Here is a 21,568-nt window from a genome sequence, read left to right on the forward strand (position 1 = left end):
TAACACCGCATTAGGCTGTGTTATCCGTTATTCTTCTTTCAAGCAACGCATGTTACAAAGTGCTGATGCTACTTTCAGGAATGGGTTTTACCTCATCACCCGCGCGCACAAAGCCTTGTCCTACCGTAATAAAACGCAATTTTTCAGGTAAGCCCGTTAGCCAAATACCGTCAGTATTTGCACGGGCAAATTTTGCAGGATAAAACACAACTTGATTCTTTTCATCTACGGTTTTAACGCCTAACACTCCCGCATCGTCTAAGGCTAACAATGCCGACGAAACTTTATGCGCCATCACCGTATCCGTTGGAATTTGTAATGTAGCCGTTACCCCTGCAATCAATTGTTTATCTGCATTAGGGACTTCAATTTCTAGTGGAAAGGTGCGCGTTGCCGTTGTAGCTTGTAACGCAGCTAAACGAATTTTTCCTGTGATTTGTTCACCAGTTATTAACACCGCCGTTGCAGGCATACCAACTTTTAATTGCATTCTTTCGCGTTCCGTCACTTCCGTTAAGATAAGAAAAGAGCTTTCATCTATCACTTCTGCAACCATATCACCTGCGCTGACATAATCCCCCACTTCTAACGGTCGCGTTTCTAACATGCCGTCAAATGGCGCACGAATAACGGTGTTTTCTAGGGCAATTTGGGCTTGTTTTAATTGTGTTTTTGCCGATTCTATGGAGGCTAAAACTTCCGTTAGATTCAACTGTGCTTGAAAACCTTTATTGGCTAAGTCTTTTTTAGCGGCATAGTCATTCTCATATTGTTTTACAAGGGCTTGTGCTTCAGTAATACGGTGTTGACGGTCGTTTATAGCCAATTTTGCAATGATGTCCCCCTGTTTAACACGTGAACCGCGTTCAACAGGTAGTTCAATCACACGGGCTTCAATTTCAGCGCGTAATTTCGTGACACGCACAGGGGCTGTGTGTCCTGTTAAGACCAATTCACGGGTGGTTTTTTCCGCTTGTTGCTCACGAACCCGAACTTCTAACGGAGAGGGTTTTGATAGGTTTGAAGGGGTTTTTTCTGCAACTTCTCGGGAGGCAGAGGCTTTGTTAAATTGTCCTGAAGCTAACCATGCAACCAGCGATAAACTCAGGATAATTGCGAGTAGATAGGGGTTTTTGGCAAAAATACGCATTGTTACACACTCATAAAATTTATAATAAAGACAAACACTCAGTTTTTTGATTTATATATGTTATACACGGGTAAAAAAATAAATCTTAATAAACTCAGTGAATTTTAATTAATCATATCATTTAAAATGCCATCATCAAGTCAATAATGGGAATTTATCCGTGCTGGATAGGATGCACTTAATGGAAACTCTAGGCATGAAAGGCTATAGTTAGGCAACTATTTATCTGTCATAGAACAGCTTATTTTTAGAGGAGATAACATGCGTATTGCACTATATGCCACACTTGTTAGCGCGTTTCTATCTACCAGTGTGCAGGCAAAGATTGATTTAGTGACCCTGCCAAATCGGGATAAAACGCAACTGACCATTTATAACAGTGCCGATTTAACCCTTGTGCGTGAACAGCGAACGTTGACGCTGAAACAAGGGATAAATAAATTGGAATTTAGCTGGGTCAATACCTTAATTGACCCGACTTCTGTTTATTTGGATGCACCGCAACATCAAGGGAAAGTGAAATTATTAGAAGTCAGTTACCCGCCTAATGTAGAAGGCTCGGCGGTGTGGACGATTGAATCTTTAGTTGCTGGGGAAGTTCCTGTAGAAATTACGTTTTTTACATCGGGAATTGCATGGCGAGCCTTTTATATGGCAACGCTTGCCCCTGATGAAAAAACCATGCGTTTAGAGAATTATGTCCGTGTGGATAATCGCAGCGGTGAGGATTATACCAATGCACAAACGCGGGTAATCGTAGGACAAATTAACTTACAAGAAGAGATTGCCACCTTAGCGCAACGTAATCCGCCTTATGGTTCACCTACGCCGCTATTACCGCCCTCTCCCGCCCCGATGTTAATGGGCGCAGGCATGATGGAGGACGCTGCCGTTCCCGTGCGTAAAGCAATGCGTTCTGCTATTGCCTCCGCTGAGAAGGCAGAAGCAAAAACGGTGATTAAAGAAGGTCTCTCTGAATATTTTCTCTATACGATTGAAGGGACAGAGACTATTGATGATGGGTGGGGAAAACGCTTGTTATCTTTATCAGTTGAAGATATTCCTGTTAAACCCTTGTATCGTTACGACGAAAGACGTTACGGCAACAATACCCAATACTTTTTGTTTTTCAAAAATGATACGGCACATAAGTTAGGGGAAATTCCCTTGCCAGATGGTCAATTAATGGTTTATCAACAGCTTGCAGAGCAACAGCAATTAAGCTATGTTGGTGAAACCATGAATCAATATATTCCTGTAAACCAAGAAGTTGAATTGAACTTAGGCGCGGCGCGTGAGGTGAAGGTTGAACCTTTATTGTTAGAATATCATACAGCTAACTATATGTTTGACCGTAAAGGAAATATATCGGGTTATGACCGTTTACAAACGTGGCAAGTGAAGTTACAAAATAATCGGGCATTACCTGTCGATATAGAAATTTTCCGCCATCTTGAACACAGTTATTGGACTATTGATAATCCTGCGGATATTGTGGGTAATTATGAGAAATTTGATATAGATACGGTTAAATACCGTTTTACGTTACCCGCAAATACGGAAAAAACCATCAATTACACCCTCACCTTGCGTGAAGGGGAACGTCGTCAAGTGCGTTAAGAATTAAATAGGGGGAATATCATGATGAAACGCATGAAAAAAGCGTGCATTGCATTATTAGTTGTTGGTTTATGTGGCATACAGCCCGCATGGGCGCGAATTAAACTGGTTGCATTGCCTGAGCGTGAAGCAACGTTAGTGCGTTTAGATAATCCAAGCGCGACACTGTTGGCAGAAGAACGGGTATTAACCCTGCAAGCGGGGGTAAATCAAGTTGATTTTTCGTGGCAAGGTGTAGAAATTCAACCCGATTCTATTCGTTTAATGGTGTTGGAAGAACCCCAAGCCGTAAAAATTCTAAGCGTCAGTTATCCACCGAATGAACCCGCGTTAATGTGGGAAATTGCAAGCCCTGTCGGGCAACAAGTGCGTGTTCGTATTAATTACTTGTTAAATTATATTGACCGATTAGTCACTTATCAAGCTGTTGTCAATAAAGACGAAACGGCATTGGATTTAACTTCTTTTTTAGTCTTACGCAACTTTTCAGGGGAAAATCTGGTTACAACGCGGTTTCTCTTAGATTATGGTTCTGCGTTTGAAAGTAGCGTGCAAACAGGCGAGACCAAACGGATGCAATTTTTTGACGCGCCCGCCTTGCCCATTCAAAAACGCTTTACCTTTGATGCGAGTGTCTTACCGTGGAATCCGAAAGATGTCGGCAATAATGTTGGCATTCCTGTACATTATGAAATCCACAACACAGTCGAAAAAGGCTTGGGAAAACATGCGTTATGGAATGGAAAAACCCGTGTGTTTAGTGATGATGGACATGGGAGTAGCATTTTTTTAGGTGAAGATAACGCGACATTTACACCGGTTGGGCAGATATTGCGCCTAACAACAGGGCAAAGTCGTGATGTTGTCGTGACCCAGAAGAAAATGAAAGAAACTATTTCCAATGAAAAACGCAATGATCATAATCAACGGGTTTTGTATGATATCGACGTGGATATGCAGGTGGAAATTGAAAACTTTAAAGCCCAACCTGCACTGTTAACTTTACGTGAACCCATGCCGACAGAATGGGAAATGCGGCAGTTTTCTCATCCTTATCAACGCAAACATAATCAAGAAATTACCTTTGAAGTGGAAATACCCGCTAAAGGAAAAACATTGGTTAATTATGGTTATACGCAACGCAATATACAGAATTAATACGGTTGATAATGTCAATATCATTAGGGTGTGTCATCAAGTAACATCATTGAATGATAACTGAATCCCTTTTATTCCTAGCCCTGCCCATTCATGGAAAGGGTTAGGATTAGAAACGTTTCTCCCTTTCCCATTTTAAGGAAGATACTTTTTTTATCCTTCAGACAATGCTTGCGGATTATTTTTAGTCGGTTTTTTGACACAATAAAGGATATGGCATGGTTAACGCTGGTTCTGTAACACTCTTAGTCGTGGATGACATGCCCGATAATGTGGCTGTTCTCTTTGGTTTTTTACGTAATGCAGGTTTTACAGTATTGGTTGCGCAAGATGGTGAAGCCGCAATACAGGTATTAGAACATGCTCGCCCTGATTTAATTTTATTAGATGTGATGATGCCCGGTATGGACGGGTTTATGGTGTGTCAACGCTTAAAAAGTGATGAAAATACGCGCGAAATTCCAATTATTTTCATGACCGCTTTAACAGATACTGTTGATAAAGTTAAAGGATTTAAGTTAGGCGCGGCTGATTATATTACTAAACCGATTCATCATGAAGAAGTATTAGCCCGTATTAATGCCCATGTACAGTTACGTCAGCAACAACAATATATTCAAATACAAAATAATGAGTTACAGGTTAGAAATAAAGAGTTAGATACATTTGCCCACATGGTTGCGCATGATTTAAAAAATCCACTCAATGGGATTATCATGATTACCCGCTTGTTACATGAATGTTTGCCTGCGGGGACAGTTGTCGATGGTAAAGTCCAAGAGCGTTTAGCCGTTATAGAACGTGCTGGCGATAAAATGCTAAGTATTATTAATGCATTATTGTTATTAGCGGGTGTGTCAAATCAGAAACAAGTAGAAATGCATCCTGTGGATATGCACCAAATTATTGCCCCTATGGTGCAAAACCGATTAGCACAATTGGTAAAATTATATAATGCTCATATTACCTTACCTGAACAGTGGTGTATTGCACTGGGTTATACGCCATGGATTGAAGAGGTATGGGTTAATTATTTGAGCAATGGCTTAAAATATGGGGGAACCCCGCCACAATTAGTTATCGGCTCTGATTTATTGGCAAATGGTATGGTACGTTTTTGGGTACGTGACAGTGGGCAAGGTCTAACACCGCAAGAACAAAATCGCTTATTTACCCCCTTTACCCGCTTACAAACCAGTCGTGTTGATGGACATGGCATAGGCTTATCAATTGTTAAACAAATTGTGGAAAAATTGGGCGGGACAGTTGGGGTAGAAAGTGAGAAAGGACAGGGCAGTCTCTTTTATTTCACCCTGCCTGCTTGTAACTAACGGAAAATAAAATATTCTGGGGAGGTTCTTTTGTCTTTGTTTTTGGTGACCCTTGCAATTTTTAGTGCCTTGCTCTCAAGTGTGGTTTCTTTAGGGGCTGATCGTTACTCTGTATTATTACGTTATGGTTCTTTTATTTTTCTCGGAATAACAGGTATTTGCGCAATTATAGGGGGTGGTTTAGTCTTAAATGATAATGAACCGATTATTACCCAATTTCCCTTAGGATTGCCTTGGCTCGCATGGCATGTGCGTTTAGACCCATTAGCTGGTTTTTTTTGCATCATCATTGGCATTGTTACTACCGCTGTGAGTTTGTATGCTCCCGGTTATGTTCGTGAGTTTACGCATGGGCAATATCCGCTGTCTGTCTTAGGCTTGTTTACGGGCTTATTTATCGCGGGTATGTTGCTGGTTTTAATAGCTGATGACGCATTTTTCTTTATGATTGCTTGGGAAATTATGTCCCTAGCCAGTTATTTTTTAGTCGCTTATCAACATCTACAATCGGCAAATCGTCGTGCTGCGTTTTTATATTTACTGATGGCGCACGTTGGCGCGCTCTCTATCCTGATGGCATTTAGTGTGTTGGCGAATGTAGGGGATGGATTGAGTTTTGATGCTATGCGTAGTGCGCATATTGCCCCCTTGTGGGGAGATATTGTTTTTGGATTAGCACTGTTTGGATTTGGGATGAAAGCGGGGCTTATTCCTATTCATGCGTGGTTACCTGAAGCGCATCCCGTTGCCCCCTCGCATATTTCTGCCTTAATGAGTGGGGTAATGCTCAAAGTAGCGATTTATGGCTTAATCCGTGTTAGCTTTGATTTAATTGATAAACCGCATTGGAGTTGGGGCGTTATTTTATTAATTGTGGGGGCTGCATCTGCGGTATTAGGGATTTTATACGCACTCATGCAAAACGATGTTAAACGCTTGCTTGCGTATTCATCCATTGAAAATGTTGGGATTATTTGCATTGCATTAGGCTTAAGTCTGTTATTTATTGCCATTGGTCGCCCATTAATTGGCTCACTCGCGCTACTTGCCGCACTTTACCATGCGTTAAATCATGCTGTTTTTAAAGGGTTATTATTTTTGGGTGCGGGTGCAATTATTCATACTACCCATGAAAAAGACTTAGAACGCATGGGGGGCTTGCTCAAACGCCTACCCTACACAGGGTTTTTCTTTTTAATCGGTGTACTCTCCATTTCGGCACTGCCGCCATTTAATGGATTTGTTTCAGAATGGCTGATTTTTCAAGCGGCCTTACAAGCACCTAGCCTTGATAGTGGTGTTCTGCGGGCATTAATTCCCCTCAGTGCGGCATTACTCGCCTTAACGAGCGCGCTATCAGTTGCCTGTTTTGTCAAACTTTATGGCATTGCTTTTTTAGGACAACCGCGCACCCGTCACGTCAAACATGCACGTGAAACCAGTTGGGGTATGAAGGTAGGACAGGGATTATTAGCGGTTCTCTGTTTGTTATTAGGCATTTTACCAACGAATCTCATCAGTTTTATCGATACTATTCCTCAAAATTTACTGGGGGTTGGATTACCCAGTGCTTCAGCGGGCGGGTGGTTATGGCTCACGCCTATCGCTCCGCATGTTGCTTCCTATTCCGCTCCCTTGGTTATCCTTTCTATTGCGATGGTTTGGGCGTTGGTATATCTATTTTTACGGGGACGGAAAAAAACCCGCCTCACCCGTCCGTGGGAATGCGGTTTTGGCGAGCCGACTGCTCGGATGCAATACACCGCAACTGCTTTTGCGATGCCCATACGGCGAATTTTTAAACCTATTTGGCGTATAGATGAATCTATTGAAGAAAGTAAAAACAAGACGTTATACAGTAGTGCAATTCGTTATCAACTGAGTATTACTGACCATTCATGGACAGCCTTATATGAACCGATTGGACGCACCGTATTGTTTATTTCTCGTCTGGTGAGCCGTTTACAAACGGGTAACATACGGGTTTATCTTGCTTATTCATTTTTTACTTTAATTATTTTGTTATGGGTTATTACCTAAATCAGCGTGGATTTACTTTATTAGAAATGCTGGTTGTTTTAATTATCAGCAGTTTTGTCAGTGTGTTATTAATGCAAGGCTTAGGGTTTATATTGCAATTACAAGGACGTTTTGTTGAACAACTAGAAGATTTACAAGAAGGTGCATTACAAGAATATTGGTTTCGTAGTACCGTCAGCAGTACACTTGCCGATTATAAAGATATAGAACCTAATCATGTTTTTCAGGGAGATAGCACGCATTTTAGTGGCTTGACCGTTGCGGGGTTAGACGCAGACGCAGGTGTGCCGACGGTATTTTCATGGACGTTAAATCATGTTGCTGACACAGTCGTCTTACAATACCAACAAACATCAAATGAAGTCGCTTGGCAAGTTGCTCAATGGCAAGGGAATGAGGGAGAATTTCGTTATCTTACACGGGATGGACAATGGTTTGAGCAGTGGCCGCCTAAAACATTAGGGGTAGAAGCCCCTCAACTGCCCCGTGCTATTTTGTTATCAGGCAAACGCCGACAGCAATCATTTGCTTGGATAGTGCCTTTATTGGCAAAAGACCAAACACCGATTGATTATCGTTTACTTGAAGATAATTCAGAGTGATGCCTGATAAACTAAAGTTGTTATGAATGTAGTGTGGATAACACGGTTTAAAACGGTGTTATCCATCTGCTTGCGCGCCATATTAACAAAGAAAGATTTAATTTTTAAATAAAATCCTTATATTGCCGCTTGTAACCGTGCTAATGGTCTATCCAAAATGGGTAAATGTACAATTGTGGAAATAACCGCTAACGCAATAGAAAGTAACCAAATAATATCGTAAGACCCTGTCTGTTCAAAGACATAACCGCCTAACCACGCGCCTAAAAAACTGCCCACTTGATGGCTAAAAAACACAATTCCGAATAACATCGCAAAATATTGTGTGCCAAAAATGCGCGCAACGAGACCACTGGTTAATGGCACCGTTCCTAACCATAAAAAGCCCATGGTAGCTGCAAAAATCAATGCAGAATAATGTGTTATTGGTAAATAAATAAACAAGCTAAGAACAATCGCCCGAATAAAATATAACCAACTCAACACATATTTTTGTCGATAACGTCCGCCTAACCAACCAAAGGCATAAGAACCTAAAATATTAAAAAAACCGATTAGCGCAAGGGCTGTCGCGCCTGTCATTGGTGTTAAACCCTTATCAGTTAAGTAACTGGGTAAATGTATTGCGATAAATGCCACGTGAAAACCACAGACAAAAAACCCCAGATTTAACAACCAAAACCCGCTATGTGTATGTGCTTCTCGTAACGCCATTTTTAATGATTGTTCAATACTGTTTTGAGTGCGGGCGGGTTTATCCTGCGCAAATCCTAAGGCTAATAAGGGCATTAATAAGGCAGATAATGCCATTACGACAAAGGTACTTATCCATCCTGTCGTGGATAACAAGGCTTGTCCCGCAGGAACAAAAATAAACATGCCAAATGAACCGCCTGCGGTAACAATGCCCAATGCTAAACTACGCCGTTCTGCACTGACAGCACGCCCAACCGCTCCCAACACAACCGCAAAAGTAACGCCACTTAATCCAAGCCCAACCAACATGCCTAATGTCAATTGCAACGTCAGTGCGTTATAACTGAGTGTCGTGAGTAATAAACCTACGCTATACAATAACCCACTGACAAACATAATACGCATACTGCCGTAACGGTCAGCGAAATAGCCAACAAACGGTTGAACAACCCCCCACAATAAATTTTGCATGGCAAGTGCTAAGCCCACCATTTCCCGACTCATATTTAAATCTAGCGTTATAGGGCGGAGAAATATGCCAAAAGTTTGGCGAATCCCCATGCTGATGGAGACCAATAAAACTCCACAGATTAAGATTGATATAATGTTGCGCTGTGACATCTGATATAACTCACCGTGTTAAACATATTTAAAAATTGAAATCCTATTTTTTAGCATAAAAATACTGAATATATTAGACATTCGCTATAGTAGAATTAACGGATAAACAGGATTTTTATTTGGTAACACTAAAGAAGTAAGGATAAGTCATTTTCCTGATAAGCGTTGTCCAAATCAAAATTCTTAGGATTATTAGACTTATTTGTATCTGTCAATTCTGATTCAGCCCATTTTCATGATTAATCAGTATTTTTTTCACTACCTTGTGTTTTCTATGAACTTATCGACCAATAATGTTTCTGTATTACAACTGAATTCACAACCCCCCACTATTTATGAGATTTTGCGTTTCGCATTGCCCTTGGTGTTGGGCTTGGTAACGAATGCACTGATGAATTTAACCGATACCATATTTATGGGGTGGTTAGGTGCTGCACAACTTGCAGCCATTCCCTTTGCGGCGGGTATTTACCTGATAGGCTGGATATTAATGGTGGGGATTATGCGCAGTTCCATCAGCTTTATTGCCCGTTTATTTGGGGCAAAAGAAAAGCATAAAATTGGTTCAATCCTGTTTCATTATCAATTACTAGCCATCATGGGCTTGCCCTTATTACTTCTTTATATTCAAAGTTTTCCAATTTTTAGCCAGTTAGCACAATTATCGCCAATGGTTGCGGAATACGCATGGAGCTATTTACAAGTATTAGTGTGGGGAACGGCGTTTACGTTGTTGCTCATATTATATACATCGTTTTATCAAGCCATTGGTAACTCTACTTTTCCCATGTACATCTCCTTGATAGTATTAGTTATCAATGTGATTTTAGATTATGCGTTGATTTTTGGTAAATGGGGAATGCCAGCATTAGGGGTAGCAGGCAGTGCGTATGCGACTATTTTGGCGCAAGCAGTGGGTGCATTTGTTATGTTAATAACGTTGATATCTGCCGAAAATCGACAGCAATTTCACCTGCGTTATTGGCAACGTCCTGATATGAATTTGCTTAAACAAATTTTTTGGGTGGGATTTCCTCAAGGATTGGGGGATTTTACAGAGTTGATTGCATGGGTAGGGTTAAGTGTCATTGCGGGCAGATTGGGAGATACGGCGTTGGCGGCTAATAATATTGGTATGCAGTTTACCTTAGTTTTATTTCTCCCCGGACTTGCCTTAGGCATTACAGCCGCCTCTTATACAGGACGATTTTTAGGGGAAAACCGTCCTGAACTGGCGCGTTTAACTACCTATAAAATTCTCTCTATTGGCGGTCTTTACATGGGAATATTGGGGATTCCATTGTGGTTTTTTGGTGCGGAGATTGCGCGCTTATTTACGGAAGATATTGTTATTATTACCGAAGCAACCTATGTCTTTAAAGTAATGGCTTTGTATCAGTTATTTGATTGTATTGGGATTATTATCAGAGCAACATTAAATGGCGCGGGTGATACACGAATACCAACTTTATTCTTATTAGCTTGTATTCTTATCGTTATGTTCCCGCTGTCGATAATATTTTCTTTATTCATTACACCGCCATTAATGGGCATTTGGCTTGGTACGTTTGTTTACATGGTGGTTTTAGCAATGCTTATGCTTTACCGTTATCGTTCTAATCATTGGGTAACGATTCAGCTAGAAACGCGGGCGATAATGGTCTAGGGATAAAAAGAGGGTCTGAATCAGAATTTTCAAGATTGTTAATATTGGAAATTCTGATTGATAAACCGATGATAACGCCGTTTAATTAAGCGTTTGTTCGGCGGGACGGTTGCGTAACTTCCGAATAAATCCTAAAACCCGTGTTGATAATGTTTGTTGCTCGTCTGCTTTTGGCGTGTCCACGATATGACGCATTAATAATTGTGGTTTTAAATGTAATGCTTGGTAATGTTTTAGCGTTGCATCTAAACTGCGGGCTAACAAATTTTTATGAATCGGTTTAGGTAAAAAGCGATAAACTTGTCCATGATTAATTAAGCTAATCAGTGATTTTGTATCTTGAAATGAGGTTAAAACCACCGTTAAAATGTTGGGATTACACTGTTTCAGGGTTTTAATCGATGCAGTGATGTCCTCACCATTTAATTCAATTTCAGAAATAACGACACCAATCGGTTTGTTATTTAAGATATTAAACGCTTCATCTAAAGAAGTTGCCCAATGGGTGGGGTTGGTAATACCGATAATACTTTGAATTTCTTTATAAGTCCCTTCATCATTGTCAATAACCATAACATGCGGGGCTTGTCCAACAACTGGGGTTGGTAGTATGGCGATTGTATCTGTTTTACTTTGATGCAATTGCAACAGTTTTAAAGAAATTTCTACTGCTTTATCAACCGTTGCCTTTAATTCTTCTGCTTGCCAAGGTTTATTGATATAACGGAAAATTTCCCCTTCATTCACAGAGCCAACAATTGCTTGTAAGTCAGAATATCCTGTTAATAACAAGCGCATCGTATTGGGTGAAATATCTTTTGCTTGGCGTAACAAATCCACACCCAACATAATGGGCATCCGCTGGTCACTCACGATGACATGAACAGGTTCTTGTGCAAGCATTTTTAAGGCTTCGTTGCCATCTGTCGTACTCAACACCTTGTATTTCGACAAAAACAGCATTTTTAAAGACCGTAAAATGCGCTCTTCATCATCTACCAATAAAACCGTAGGTTTTAACATCTTCTTTAATCCTTCAAGCAATCACTGTGTGCGTTTTATCCGCTGTTGTTTGTTCGGTCTGCTCACGGGGTAAACTCACCATGAAGCGCGTCCCCACGCCTACCTTCGAGGTTACGCGAATTTTGCCACCATGTTGTTGAATAATCTGGTAGCTAATAGATAATCCTAAACCCGTTCCTTCACCGATAGGTTTAGTCGTAAAAAACGGGTCAAAAATTTTGGGTAATGTTGTTGCTTCAATGCCTTTACCATTATCTTGAATCGTGACATGTACATAATCAGCATCAGCAAATGTTTTTAACCAAATTGTGCCTTTATCTATAAGGGCTTGTGTGGCATTAGTAATTAAGTTTAGGAAGACTTGATTCACTTGTGAAGGTGAACAACGTACCGTTGGTAAGGCTGCGTCATACTCTTTTTTAATATTCACTTTATGCTTGATAATATTTTTCGCAATCACTAATGTGCTGTCTAAACAGTTATTTAAACATACACTTGCTGTTCTCGCTTGGTCTAGGCGACTAAAATCTTTTAGATTTAAAATAATTTCAGAAATTTGGTCTAATCCATATAAAGAGTCTTTAAATAGAGTTTGCATTTCATCTACCATTTCAGGTTCTTGAAAAGGCATACTTAAAGAATCTACTAATTCTGCTTGTGTTGCGATTGCGTCTGGGTCAGGCTCTTCAGCGGTTAAAAGTTGCACAAGTTGGGCATAACTTTGAATAGATTCTTGGCTTTGGGTAAAAAAGCCTTGCATCATTTCCACATTATTCCGCACATATCCTAAAGGGGTATTAATTTCGTGGGCAATGCCTGCCACCATCTGCCCTAACGAAGCCATTTTTTCTGATTGAACCAATTGCATTTGTGAATTTTTTAACGCCGAATAGGCTTTACTCAATTCACCAGTTCGTTGCATAACGCGCTTTTCCATTGCCTTTAGTAAATCTAAAACAACGCCAACCCCTTTATACCGTCCATTGTGCATAACAATAAAATCTTCGGTAATCGGGAATGTAATATTTTCTGTAATATATTGGCTAGCTGTTTCAATGGATTGTGTCAAACTAATGCGCAGCGGTTGCGGATTCATAAACCGCTCAATCAGATTTTTACCGTAAATATCCCGCCCGTATAATTTAAGAAAAATATCCATTAGTTGATACCGACTGATAATACCCACAGGTTTATCATTATCAACAACGGGCAAAGATAAAAACGGTTTATATTCAGGTAATAGGAATAGCTCCCCTACGTCATTCACCGTATGATTAGGGCTAATGGGGGTAATGGCTAAGGTTAAAGAACCTATATCAGAAACAGTTTTCATCATCAGTGCTAGTGAGCGTTAGAGGCGCGCTATTGTAGGCAATGGACTGTTACCTAATGATGACAATTTGATGACAATTCAGGTCTATCTGAATAGCTCATTTGTAATGGTGGTACGAATGCTGTCGCTTCAGCGTGTATTATTAAAAATAAAAATCTGTCTGATACAGAAATTTTTCCCTGTTTATGGAGAACATAAGGCGAAAATACTTTTTCATCTTTATAATAAAATCGCTGGATAAAATAATAAGTTATTTGCCTACCAAAAGGACAAAACATGTTTGATAAAATTTTAATTGCCAATCGAGGAGAAATTGCTTGTCGAGTCATACGAACAGCAAGACGATTAGGAATTCGCACAGTTGCCGTTTATTCTGATGCTGATGTCAACGCGCTTCATGTGAGCATGGCGGATGAGGCTTATCGTATCGGTAGCGCGCCTGCGCGTGAAAGCTACTTACTGGGTGAGACAATTTTACAAGTTGCACAACGTTGTGGCGTGCAAGCAATTCATCCGGGATATGGATTTTTATCAGAAAATGAAAAGTTTGCACACGATTGTCAACAAGCGGGCATTGTTTTTATTGGCGCGCCACCTGATGCGATTGCCGCAATGGGTTCAAAAAGTGCTGCCAAACAACGCATGGAAAAAGCCCATGTTCCCCTGATTCCGGGGTATCACGGAGATGACCAATCCCCAACGCTATTACAAGCGGAAGCTGACAAAATGGGCTATCCCGTCTTGCTCAAAGCAACAGCGGGCGGTGGAGGAAAAGGAATGCGCCAAGTGTGGCAAGCCTCAGAATTTGCTGATGCTTTAGCCGCTGCCAAACGTGAAGCCTTATCATCATTCAATGATGATAGGATACTGATTGAAAAGTATTTAACTAAACCCAGACACATTGAGATTCAAGTTTTTGCCGATACGCATGGCAATACCGTCTATTTATTTGAACGGGACTGTTCCATTCAACGCCGTCACCAAAAAATTTTAGAAGAAGCCCCCGCGCCCCATTTTTCCGCACAACTACGCGCTAAAATGGGACAAGCCGCTGTTGCTGTTGCCCAAGCCATTAAATACGTTGGTGCAGGAACGGTAGAATTTCTAGTTGATGAAGACGGTTCTTTTTATTTCATGGAAATGAATACCCGTTTACAAGTCGAACATCCCATTACCGAGATGATTACAGGCTTGGATTTAGTCGAATGGCAATTGTTAGTGGCAATGGGACAAGCCCTACCCTGTCAACAAGCCGAGCTAACCCTGACAGGACATGCAATAGAAGCCCGTATTTACGCAGAAGACCCCGCTAATCATTTTTTACCCACCACAGGGCGACTAAAACATCTTCGTACTCCCTTAGAAAATGCGCATATTCGTATTGATACAGGTGTGCGTGAGGGCGATACGGTCAGCGTTTATTACGACCCCATGCTTGCAAAATTAATTGTTTGGGACAGCGACCGTGCGGGTGCATTGCGCCATTTACGTGCAGCATTGGCGGATTATCACATTGTTGGTTTGACCAGTAATATCCCCTTTTTAGCCAATCTCACCGCGCATCCAGCCTATTTACAAGGTGATTTAGACACTGGATTTATTCCTCGTTATCAAGCTGATTTGTTTCCCTCCGCGCTGCCTGTTACAGATACCGTCTTAGCCTTAGCTTGTTTAGCTGTTTTACTAGAAAATAACCAAATTGCTCAAACTCAAGCGCGATGCTCCACAGACCCTTATTCTCCATGGCATTTAACCAATGGTTGGCGGATGAATGAGGAAAATTATCACGAGTTACATTTCAAAGAAGCAGAACAGACGCTAATTATCCAAGTAGATTTTTTAACCACAGGTTATCGCTTACATTTACCGAGTGGTGTAGTGTTAATGGTGCAGGGTGAAATTAACGATGATGGCTATTTGTTAGCTAATTTAAATGGTAATCGTATGAAAGCAATGGTTGTGCGTTATGCGAGTGAAATTACGGTTATGACACACGGCAACACGCATCAATTAACACTTTATGACCCTGCTTTGTTTGATGAAACACAAGACGATCAAGCAGGCAGTTTGGTTGCACCAATGACAGGTAAAATCATTGCAGTACATGTTAAACAAGGAGATAGTGTAAAACGTGGCACTGCATTAATGATTTTGGAAGCGATGAAAATGGAATACACCATTCAAGCCCCTTATGATGGCACAGTACAACAAGTGAAATTTAACACGGGGGAATTGGTTGATGATGGCGTGGAATTGTTAATCTTGGACGAAGTTATATAGCGATTGAATTTTACTAGTATGGTGTTACACACCTCAAAAATTATCGTGAAAAATTACTTCTAACAATGTAATACCTGCTCAAGCATTGTGGCTTGAGCAAGGAAAATCACCGCACATCAGCAGAGAGTAATCTACCCAACAAACACCATTGTAAACAACCAGAACAAGCTACCCGATAACAGCATCGCAACAGGCAAGGTTAAGACCCATGCCATCACGAGATTTTTAATCGTTGCTAACTGTAAACCCGATTTATTCGCAACCATTGTGCCTGCTACACCAGAAGACAGCACATGTGTGGTGGACACGGGCAAACCAAAGATATCCGCCGCACCAATCGTGGTCATTGCAACCAATTCTGCTGATGCACCTTGAGCATAAGTTAAATGGGTTTTACCAATTTTCTCACCCACAGTGACAACAATACGTTTCCAGCCAACCATCGTACCCAAACCCAACGCGATAGCGACAGCAATTTTTACCCACAATGGAATGAATTTAGTGGCGTTGTCCAGCTCTTTCTTAAGTGCTTTCAAATTACCTTTGCTGTCTTCATCAAAACTAAGGTTGCTATCTTTTCCCATTAATTGCAGAGATTCAGATGCTAAGTACATATCGCTACGCACGTTAGGTACTAAATTCGCAGGAACATTCGCTAAACTGCCATGCTGTTTAACTTGCACAGCAATATCACCCACCAGATAAGCCAATGCAGGAATCACTTCAGGCTGATAGCTTTTAGTACGAATGTATTCAGTTACCGATTTACGCACATCCTCGGGGGCTGCAACTTTAGCCGCTTTCTCCAATGAAGCTTTTGCTGCTTGAGATACTGCGAGAAACGTCGCTGAATGTTCTACAGGCATTGCACGGTTTAAAGAATAAGCAATGGGAGCTGTACCGATTAATATTAACATAATCAGCCCCATCCCTTTTTGACCATCATTTGAACCATGTGCAAAGGAAACCCCTGTACAAGTTAAAATTAGCAAACTACGAATCCACCAAGGGGGTGGTTCATTACCTTTAGGGGCTTCATATAGTGCTTTATTCTTTACTACAAGTTTAAGTACCAACAACAATAATGCAGCTACTCCAAAACCCACCATCGGAGATAGCAATAGGGAATAACCAACTTTAGAAACTTGCGTCCAATCCACACCACTAGTGCCATCACGCCCGTGCATGAGTGCATTCGCAACCCCTACACCAATAATTGAACCAATCATGGTGTGTGAGGAGGAGGCAGGTAAGCCCAATAACCACGTGCCTACATTCCACAAAATAGCCGCAATTAGCAGCGCGAACACCATAGCAAATCCAGAACCTGAACCAACTTGTAAAATCAACTCTACGGGCAATAAGGAAATAATGCCAAATGCCACAGCACCGCTGGAAACCAACACCCCTAAAAAGTTAAAAGCACCCGACCACATCACCGCCAAATTGGGTTTCATAGAGTGGGTATAAATGACGGTAGCAACCGCATTGGCCGTATCGTGAAAACCATTCACAAACTCAAAACCCAACGCAATCAGTAAGGCAACAACCAGCAAAAAGTAGGGGAACAGATTGTCAGAAACTGCTCCAGAGCCAGAAATATCAATTGCTAAACTATATCCCGCAAATCCTAGACCTGTTATCAACAGTCCTACAAATATAGCAACCGTTAATAGATTGGCTTTATGATCCAGATTAGGTTTACCACCTAAGGATGGTAGTATTGCATCAGCAGCGGATAAACTCATAAACGATGTCCTTGATGAAAACTGCCAGTTTAAATAAGGCATGTGACATTCGTATGTCATTTATAAGCTGCATGTAGCGTAACAACATATATTTAGGGAACAGACAATTGATGATTTAAGCGTGGGCGGATTAATCCGTGTGATAGTATTCAGTATGAGACTAAGTATATTAACCGATAATACATAACTAACTTGCTTTTCTTAGGTTCTCATGTCTAGTGAATTCTTGCTACTTTAAGGTCTTACATAAACTGAATTTAGAAAAAGCAGCTTCTTTGATTAATACTTTGTTGAAAAAGGGTATTGCTGGAGGAATGTTGCAAGAGAATCTACCACGATAGCTTCGCGCATCAACTGTTCTAAGCGTTCTGTATCATGAATTGCATCAATAGCCTGTTGTGCAGTGGGAGGAACTTCACCAAAACGCATGGTTAAAATCGCTAACAGCGCAGTTTTTATGCCTTCAGTTCTGCCTCTGACGATTCCCTCTACAATGCCTTCGGCTTTACCTTCAAGTTTACCTTGCTGTACGCCCTTCTGAATTCCTGATTCATACCAATTTGCAACCCGTTCCGCTAACATAACGTTTATCGTCCAGTCATTTTTAGGGATTTTAAACAAGTTTTATTAATCGTTAATGCGTTGTTGGAGGAATGTTGCAAGAGAATCTACCACGATAGCTTCGCGCATCAACTGTTCTAAGCGTTCTGTATCATGAATTGCATCAATAGCCTGTTGTGCAGTGGAGGGAACTTCACCAAAACGCATGGTTAAAATCGCCAACAGCGCAGTTTTTATGCCTTCAGTTCTACCTCTGACGATGCCCTCTACAATGCCTTCAAGTTTACCTTCAGCTTTACCTTCAGCTTTGCCTTCAAGTTTGCCTTCGGCTTTACCCTCAAGCTTACCTTGTTGTACGCCCTTCTGAATTCCTGATTCATACCAATTTGCAACCCGTTCCGCTAACATAACGTTTATCGTCCAGTCATTTTTAGGGATTTTAAACAAGTTTTATTAATCGTTAATGCGTTGTTGGAGGAATGTTGCAAGAGAATCTACCACGATAGCTTCGCGCATTAACTGTTCTAAGCGTTCTGTATCATGAATTGCATCAATAGCCTGTTGTGCAGTGGGAGGAACTTCACCAAAACGCATGGTTAAAATCGCTAACAACGCAGTTTTTATGCCTTCAGTTCTACCTCTGACGATGCCCTCTACAATGCCTTCAAGTTTGCCTTCGGCTTTACCCTCAAGTTTACCTTGCTGTACGCCCTTCTGAATTCCTGATTCATACCAATTTGCAACCCGTTCCGCTAACATGACGTTTATCTCCTGTAAGTCTATTAATTCAGGTATTTTCACTTCTGGTAAATGATAGGGTAAGTAAACCCGATTTAACCACGTTGCAAAGGCTTTTCTAATTTCTTGTTGTTCGGGTTCTTTTAACCATGAAATAAGCAGACTAATCACTTGTGAAACTTCTAGTTCATTTTGAGCTTTTTCTAGCCGAAATAATGCCGCAACAAGGTTGTGTAAACTCGATAACTCTTTCGGGTTATAAACGCCTTCATCAATTAATAAATAGTGTAGTTGGGGTTGGTATTTTTGAAGAGGGGAAGGCTCAATTAAATCAGCGACATTTAATGGGGCTTTCCAGCGGGGTTGTCCGTTGTAAAGCACTATCGGTAAGACAGGCGGGAGTTTGCCATTAATTAGTTTTGCGTTGAGTAAATCTTGATACAGCAAACCAACATAGACCATAAAGCGTACTGCCATGTAAATATCTATACGAGATTGAAACTCTAACAAAATATAAACGTAAAGCCATTTTCCCTGCCAGCGAATACGCCAAATTACATCGTTATCGCGACTACGTAAGTCGTCGCTGGTAAATTGTCCGCTAACTTTTTCTAAAGTCGTAAAGTCCAATTCTTTCACCCAATCTTCATGCACAAAGCCTTCTAGTAAGTCTTTGACCATTTCTGGATGAGAAAAGAAACGTTTATAACTTGGGTCGTGGTCAGGTGTTTGTTTAGGCGGCATGGTGGTTGAATCAACACCGTTTTTAGGCAGGAGATAAGACGAGTTTAGTCTGTTTTATGGCTACTGTATTTATCTTAAATAACACTAGGTTTTTTCTTTTAATAACCCAATAATCTCTTTTAAATAAGTAATTTCTTTTTGTTGTTGTTCAATAATAATATTTTGTTTTTCTACAATGTTTTGTAGGTCTTTATCAGTGGAATGGTAAATATTTTGTGACGAGTGTTCGTTACCTATATGATTATGGTTGAAAATAAAGGCTTTATATAATCCAAGTATTTCTAATAAATCGGTAGAGAAAATTTCTGCCAGTTTTTCTAGGGCGTGTCATCAAATAGTAAAAAATGTTATATTATAAGTATATACCCAGATATCGCCAAGGATAAAACAATGAGTCGTCGCTATGCCTTAACCGATGAACAATGGTCAAAACTAGAACCACTACTCCCTGGACGTAAAGGACATGTTGGAATGACAGCTAAAGATAACCGCTTGTTTATTGATGCTGTTTTATTCCGTTATCGCAGTGGCATTCCTTGGCGCGACCTCCCCGAACGCTTTGGTGATTTCCGTGTCGTCCATACCCGCTTCAGTCGTTGGTCTAAAAAAGGTGTCTGGGAACGTGTTTTCAAGATACTAAGTGCCGATGCTGATAACGAATATGCCATGATAGACAGCACTATAGTTAGAGCGCATCAGCACAGTAGTGGCGGTAGCGCAGTGGGCGTAGTACAGGGGGGTTAAGTACCAAGATTAACTCGGTTGTTGATGCATTGGGTAATCCGACCTTTTTTTTTGACTGCGGGACAGGCAAGTGACCTTGAGGGGGCTGATGTCCTTATTCCACAGATAAAGGCAAAGGCTTTATTGGCTGATAAGGCTTATGATGCAGATGAACGGGTTAGAAGTGTTTTAAAACAGCAAGGCATAGAACCTGTGATTCCGTTCAAGAGAAATCGTTTAAATCCAACCGATTATGATAAAGCTCTTTATAAGGCACGTTATTTAATCGAGCATTTCTTTGGTAAATTAAAGCAATACCGTGCAATAGCTACACGATATGATAAACGCGCTAGGAATTTCTTAAGTGGGGTTTATTTGGCTTCTACCTTGATTTTTTTGGCTTGAACCTTTAATCCTTATTATTTGATGACAGGCTCTAGTTTTGACAAGCTAATATCACTATCTCCACGTTCAATATTTCCATATCCATTAGAGCGTGTCATCAAATAGTAAAAAGTGTTATATTATAAATATATACCCAGATATCGCCAAGGATAAAACAATGAGTCGTCGCTATGCCTTAACCGATGAACAATGGTCAAAACTAGAACCGCTACTCCCTGGACGTAAAGGACATGTCGGGATGACGGCTAAAGATAACCGCTTGTTTATTGATGCTGTTCTATTCCGTTATCGCAGTGGCATTCCTTGGCGCGACCTCCCCGAACGCTTTGGTGATTTCCGTGTCGTCCATACCCGCTTCAGTCGTTGGTCTAAAAAAGGTGTCTGGGAACGTGTTTTCAAGATACTAAGTGCCGATGCCGATAATGAATATGCCATGATAGACAGCACAATAGTTAGAGCGCATCAACATAGTAGTGGTGGTGGTGCAGATGAAGCCATTGGACGTAGCGCAGGGGGTTTAAGTACCAAGATTAACTCCGTTGTTGACGCACTGGGCAATCCGACCCTTTTTTTTTGACTGCGGGACAGGCAAGCGACCTTGAAGGGGCTGATGCTCTTATTCCTCAGATAAAGGCAAACGCTTTATTGGCTGATAAGGCTTATGATGCTGATGAACGGGTTAGAGATGTTTTAAAACAGAAAAGCATAGAACCTGTGATTCCGTTCAGGAAAAATCGTTTAAATCCACCTGATTATGATAAAGCTCTTTATAAGGCACGTTATTTAATCGAGCATTTCTTTGGTAAATTAAAGCAATATCGTGCAATAGCTACACGATATGATAAACGCGCTAGGAATTTCTTAAGTGGGGTTTATTTGGCTTCTACCTTGATTCTTTTGGCTTGAACCTTTAACCCTTCTTATTTGATGACAGGCTCTAGGTGACATATTTAATTTTTCTGCGACTTCTTCCTGTGTCCAACCTTTTAAAGTTCTAAAAAGTTTAATCCTTTCATTTACTTTCATAATAATCCCTTTTTTCTGGGTTAAAAATCAGTTAAACGGTTGTAACTTCTATTATTTTTTGTGGATACTGTGAAAACAGTGGATTACCTTAATCAGGCGTTTT

17 protein-coding genes and 1 pseudogene are annotated in these 21,568 nt (G+C 40.7%); 9 read left to right on the top strand and 9 right to left on the bottom strand.

Annotated features, from left to right (window positions below; translation table 11 throughout):
• Window positions 1-52 precede the first annotated feature (52 nt).
• Window positions 53-1,150 (bottom strand): efflux RND transporter periplasmic adaptor subunit, encoded by a 1,098-nt coding sequence (locus AL038_RS14360; RefSeq protein WP_062153940.1) that lies wholly within the window; start codon window positions 1,148-1,150, stop codon window positions 53-55.
• Window positions 1,151-1,411: 261 nt separating this feature from the next.
• Between AL038_RS14360 and AL038_RS14365 the strand changes: the two genes are divergently transcribed.
• The 5 genes from AL038_RS14365 to AL038_RS14385 all read left to right on the top strand — a co-directional run bounded on the left by AL038_RS14365 (window position 1,412) and on the right by AL038_RS14385 (window position 7,901).
• Window positions 1,412-2,770, top strand: coding sequence for a DUF4139 domain-containing protein (locus AL038_RS14365; RefSeq protein ID WP_062153942.1), 1,359 nt, complete (start codon window positions 1,412-1,414; stop codon window positions 2,768-2,770).
• A 21-nt stretch (window positions 2,771-2,791) separates the two neighbouring features.
• Window positions 2,792-3,928: a hypothetical protein gene (locus AL038_RS14370; protein WP_062153944.1), complete on the top strand. Its 1,137-nt coding sequence runs from the start codon at window positions 2,792-2,794 to the stop codon at window positions 3,926-3,928.
• A 218-nt stretch (window positions 3,929-4,146) separates the two neighbouring features.
• A complete protein-coding gene (locus AL038_RS14375) occupies window positions 4,147-5,259 on the top strand; it encodes a sensor histidine kinase (RefSeq protein WP_062153946.1) in 1,113 nt (370 codons plus the stop codon).
• A 30-nt stretch (window positions 5,260-5,289) separates the two neighbouring features.
• Window positions 5,290-7,299 (top strand): hydrogenase 4 subunit B, encoded by a 2,010-nt coding sequence (gene hyfB / locus AL038_RS14380; protein ID WP_062153948.1) that lies wholly within the window; start codon window positions 5,290-5,292, stop codon window positions 7,297-7,299.
• Window positions 7,284-7,901 (top strand): PulJ/GspJ family protein, encoded by a 618-nt coding sequence (locus tag AL038_RS14385; RefSeq protein ID WP_062153950.1) that lies wholly within the window; start codon window positions 7,284-7,286, stop codon window positions 7,899-7,901. The genes hyfB and AL038_RS14385 overlap by 16 nt, the downstream gene beginning before the upstream one ends.
• A gap of 117 nt (window positions 7,902-8,018) precedes the next feature.
• Here AL038_RS14385 and AL038_RS14390 read toward each other — a convergent pair whose 3' ends face one another.
• Window positions 8,019-9,218, bottom strand: a complete 1,200-nt coding sequence (locus AL038_RS14390; protein ID WP_062153952.1) for an MFS transporter — start codon at window positions 9,216-9,218, stop codon at window positions 8,019-8,021.
• A 274-nt stretch (window positions 9,219-9,492) separates the two neighbouring features.
• On the opposite strand from AL038_RS14390, the gene AL038_RS14395 reads away from it, so the two are divergent.
• Complete coding sequence (locus AL038_RS14395) at window positions 9,493-10,884, top strand: MATE family efflux transporter (RefSeq protein WP_062153954.1); 1,392 nt, start codon at window positions 9,493-9,495, stop codon at window positions 10,882-10,884.
• Between the two features lie 81 nt (window positions 10,885-10,965).
• On the opposite strand, the gene AL038_RS14400 is transcribed toward AL038_RS14395, so the two are convergent.
• Entirely contained in the window at window positions 10,966-11,907 is a 942-nt protein-coding gene (locus tag AL038_RS14400; RefSeq protein ID WP_062153956.1) for a response regulator, read from the bottom strand.
• A gap of 13 nt (window positions 11,908-11,920) precedes the next feature.
• The gene (locus AL038_RS14405) at window positions 11,921-13,243 is read right to left on the bottom strand and encodes an ATP-binding protein (RefSeq protein ID WP_083991539.1); all 1,323 of its coding nucleotides are present in this window, start codon (window positions 13,241-13,243) and stop codon (window positions 11,921-11,923) included.
• Between the two features lie 273 nt (window positions 13,244-13,516).
• On the opposite strand from AL038_RS14405, the gene AL038_RS14410 reads away from it, so the two are divergent.
• A complete protein-coding gene (locus tag AL038_RS14410) occupies window positions 13,517-15,520 on the top strand; it encodes an acetyl/propionyl/methylcrotonyl-CoA carboxylase subunit alpha (RefSeq protein ID WP_062153958.1) in 2,004 nt (667 codons plus the stop codon).
• A gap of 131 nt (window positions 15,521-15,651) precedes the next feature.
• Here AL038_RS14410 and AL038_RS14415 read toward each other — a convergent pair whose 3' ends face one another.
• The 4 genes from AL038_RS14415 to AL038_RS14430 form a co-directional block, all read right to left on the bottom strand.
• Window positions 15,652-17,268 carry an inorganic phosphate transporter gene (locus AL038_RS14415; protein WP_062153960.1) on the bottom strand — a complete coding sequence of 539 codons (1,617 nt, stop codon included), beginning with the start codon at window positions 17,266-17,268 and terminating at the stop codon, window positions 15,652-15,654.
• 279 nt (window positions 17,269-17,547) lie between these two features.
• On the bottom strand, window positions 17,548-17,889 hold the full coding sequence (locus tag AL038_RS14420; protein WP_201800094.1) for an RpnC/YadD family protein: 342 nt from the start codon (window positions 17,887-17,889) through the stop codon (window positions 17,548-17,550).
• Window positions 17,890-17,895: 6 nt separating this feature from the next.
• On the bottom strand, window positions 17,896-18,276 hold the full coding sequence (locus tag AL038_RS14425; protein ID WP_201800095.1) for an RpnC/YadD family protein: 381 nt from the start codon (window positions 18,274-18,276) through the stop codon (window positions 17,896-17,898).
• Window positions 18,277-18,282: 6 nt separating this feature from the next.
• Complete coding sequence (locus AL038_RS14430; protein WP_062153967.1) at window positions 18,283-19,311, bottom strand: Rpn family recombination-promoting nuclease/putative transposase; 1,029 nt, start codon at window positions 19,309-19,311, stop codon at window positions 18,283-18,285.
• 390 nt (window positions 19,312-19,701) lie between these two features.
• On the opposite strand from AL038_RS14430, the pseudogene AL038_RS14435 reads away from it, so the two are divergent.
• Window positions 19,702-20,439, top strand: a pseudogene (locus AL038_RS14435) (IS5 family transposase).
• A 157-nt stretch (window positions 20,440-20,596) separates the two neighbouring features.
• A protein-coding gene (locus AL038_RS14440; protein WP_101539186.1) for an IS5 family transposase occupies window positions 20,597-21,345 on the top strand; the annotation gives its coding sequence in 2 pieces (ribosomal slippage) (window positions 20,597-21,011 and window positions 21,011-21,345; 750 coding nt in all).
• On the opposite strand, the gene AL038_RS18965 is transcribed toward AL038_RS14440, so the two are convergent.
• Entirely contained in the window at window positions 21,301-21,465 is a 165-nt protein-coding gene (locus tag AL038_RS18965; RefSeq protein WP_145917115.1) for a helix-turn-helix domain-containing protein, read from the bottom strand. The two genes, AL038_RS14440 and AL038_RS18965, sit on opposite strands and share 45 nt — an antisense overlap.
• Between the last annotated feature and the right edge of the window lie 103 nt (window positions 21,466-21,568).

The sequence above is a fragment of the Beggiatoa leptomitoformis genome, assembly GCF_001305575.3.
GTDB classification, from domain to species: Bacteria; Pseudomonadota; Gammaproteobacteria; order Beggiatoales; family Beggiatoaceae; genus Beggiatoa; species Beggiatoa leptomitoformis.

What these genes read in the sequence shown, in the direction of transcription:
- AL038_RS14385 (WP_062153950.1), top strand. Translation starts at nt 7,284, where the DNA reads ATGGGTTATTACCTAAATCAGCGTGGATTTACTTTATTAGAAATGCTG.
- AL038_RS14360 (WP_062153940.1), bottom strand. Translation starts at nt 1,150, where the DNA reads ATGCGTATTTTTGCCAAAAACCCCTATCTACTCGCAATTATCCTGAGT.
- AL038_RS14395 (WP_062153954.1), top strand. Translation starts at nt 9,493, where the DNA reads ATGAACTTATCGACCAATAATGTTTCTGTATTACAACTGAATTCACAA.
- AL038_RS14410 (WP_062153958.1), top strand. Translation starts at nt 13,517, where the DNA reads ATGTTTGATAAAATTTTAATTGCCAATCGAGGAGAAATTGCTTGTCGA.
- AL038_RS14370 (WP_062153944.1), top strand. Translation starts at nt 2,792, where the DNA reads ATGATGAAACGCATGAAAAAAGCGTGCATTGCATTATTAGTTGTTGGT.
- AL038_RS18965 (WP_145917115.1), bottom strand. Translation starts at nt 21,465, where the DNA reads ATGAAAGTAAATGAAAGGATTAAACTTTTTAGAACTTTAAAAGGTTGG.
- AL038_RS14400 (WP_062153956.1), bottom strand. Translation starts at nt 11,907, where the DNA reads ATGTTAAAACCTACGGTTTTATTGGTAGATGATGAAGAGCGCATTTTA.
- AL038_RS14390 (WP_062153952.1), bottom strand. Translation starts at nt 9,218, where the DNA reads ATGTCACAGCGCAACATTATATCAATCTTAATCTGTGGAGTTTTATTG.
- AL038_RS14375 (WP_062153946.1), top strand. Translation starts at nt 4,147, where the DNA reads ATGGTTAACGCTGGTTCTGTAACACTCTTAGTCGTGGATGACATGCCC.
- AL038_RS14405 (WP_083991539.1), bottom strand. Translation starts at nt 13,243, where the DNA reads ATGATGAAAACTGTTTCTGATATAGGTTCTTTAACCTTAGCCATTACC.
- AL038_RS14365 (WP_062153942.1), top strand. Translation starts at nt 1,412, where the DNA reads ATGCGTATTGCACTATATGCCACACTTGTTAGCGCGTTTCTATCTACC.
- AL038_RS14430 (WP_062153967.1), bottom strand. Translation starts at nt 19,311, where the DNA reads ATGCCGCCTAAACAAACACCTGACCACGACCCAAGTTATAAACGTTTC.
- AL038_RS14415 (WP_062153960.1), bottom strand. Translation starts at nt 17,268, where the DNA reads ATGAGTTTATCCGCTGCTGATGCAATACTACCATCCTTAGGTGGTAAA.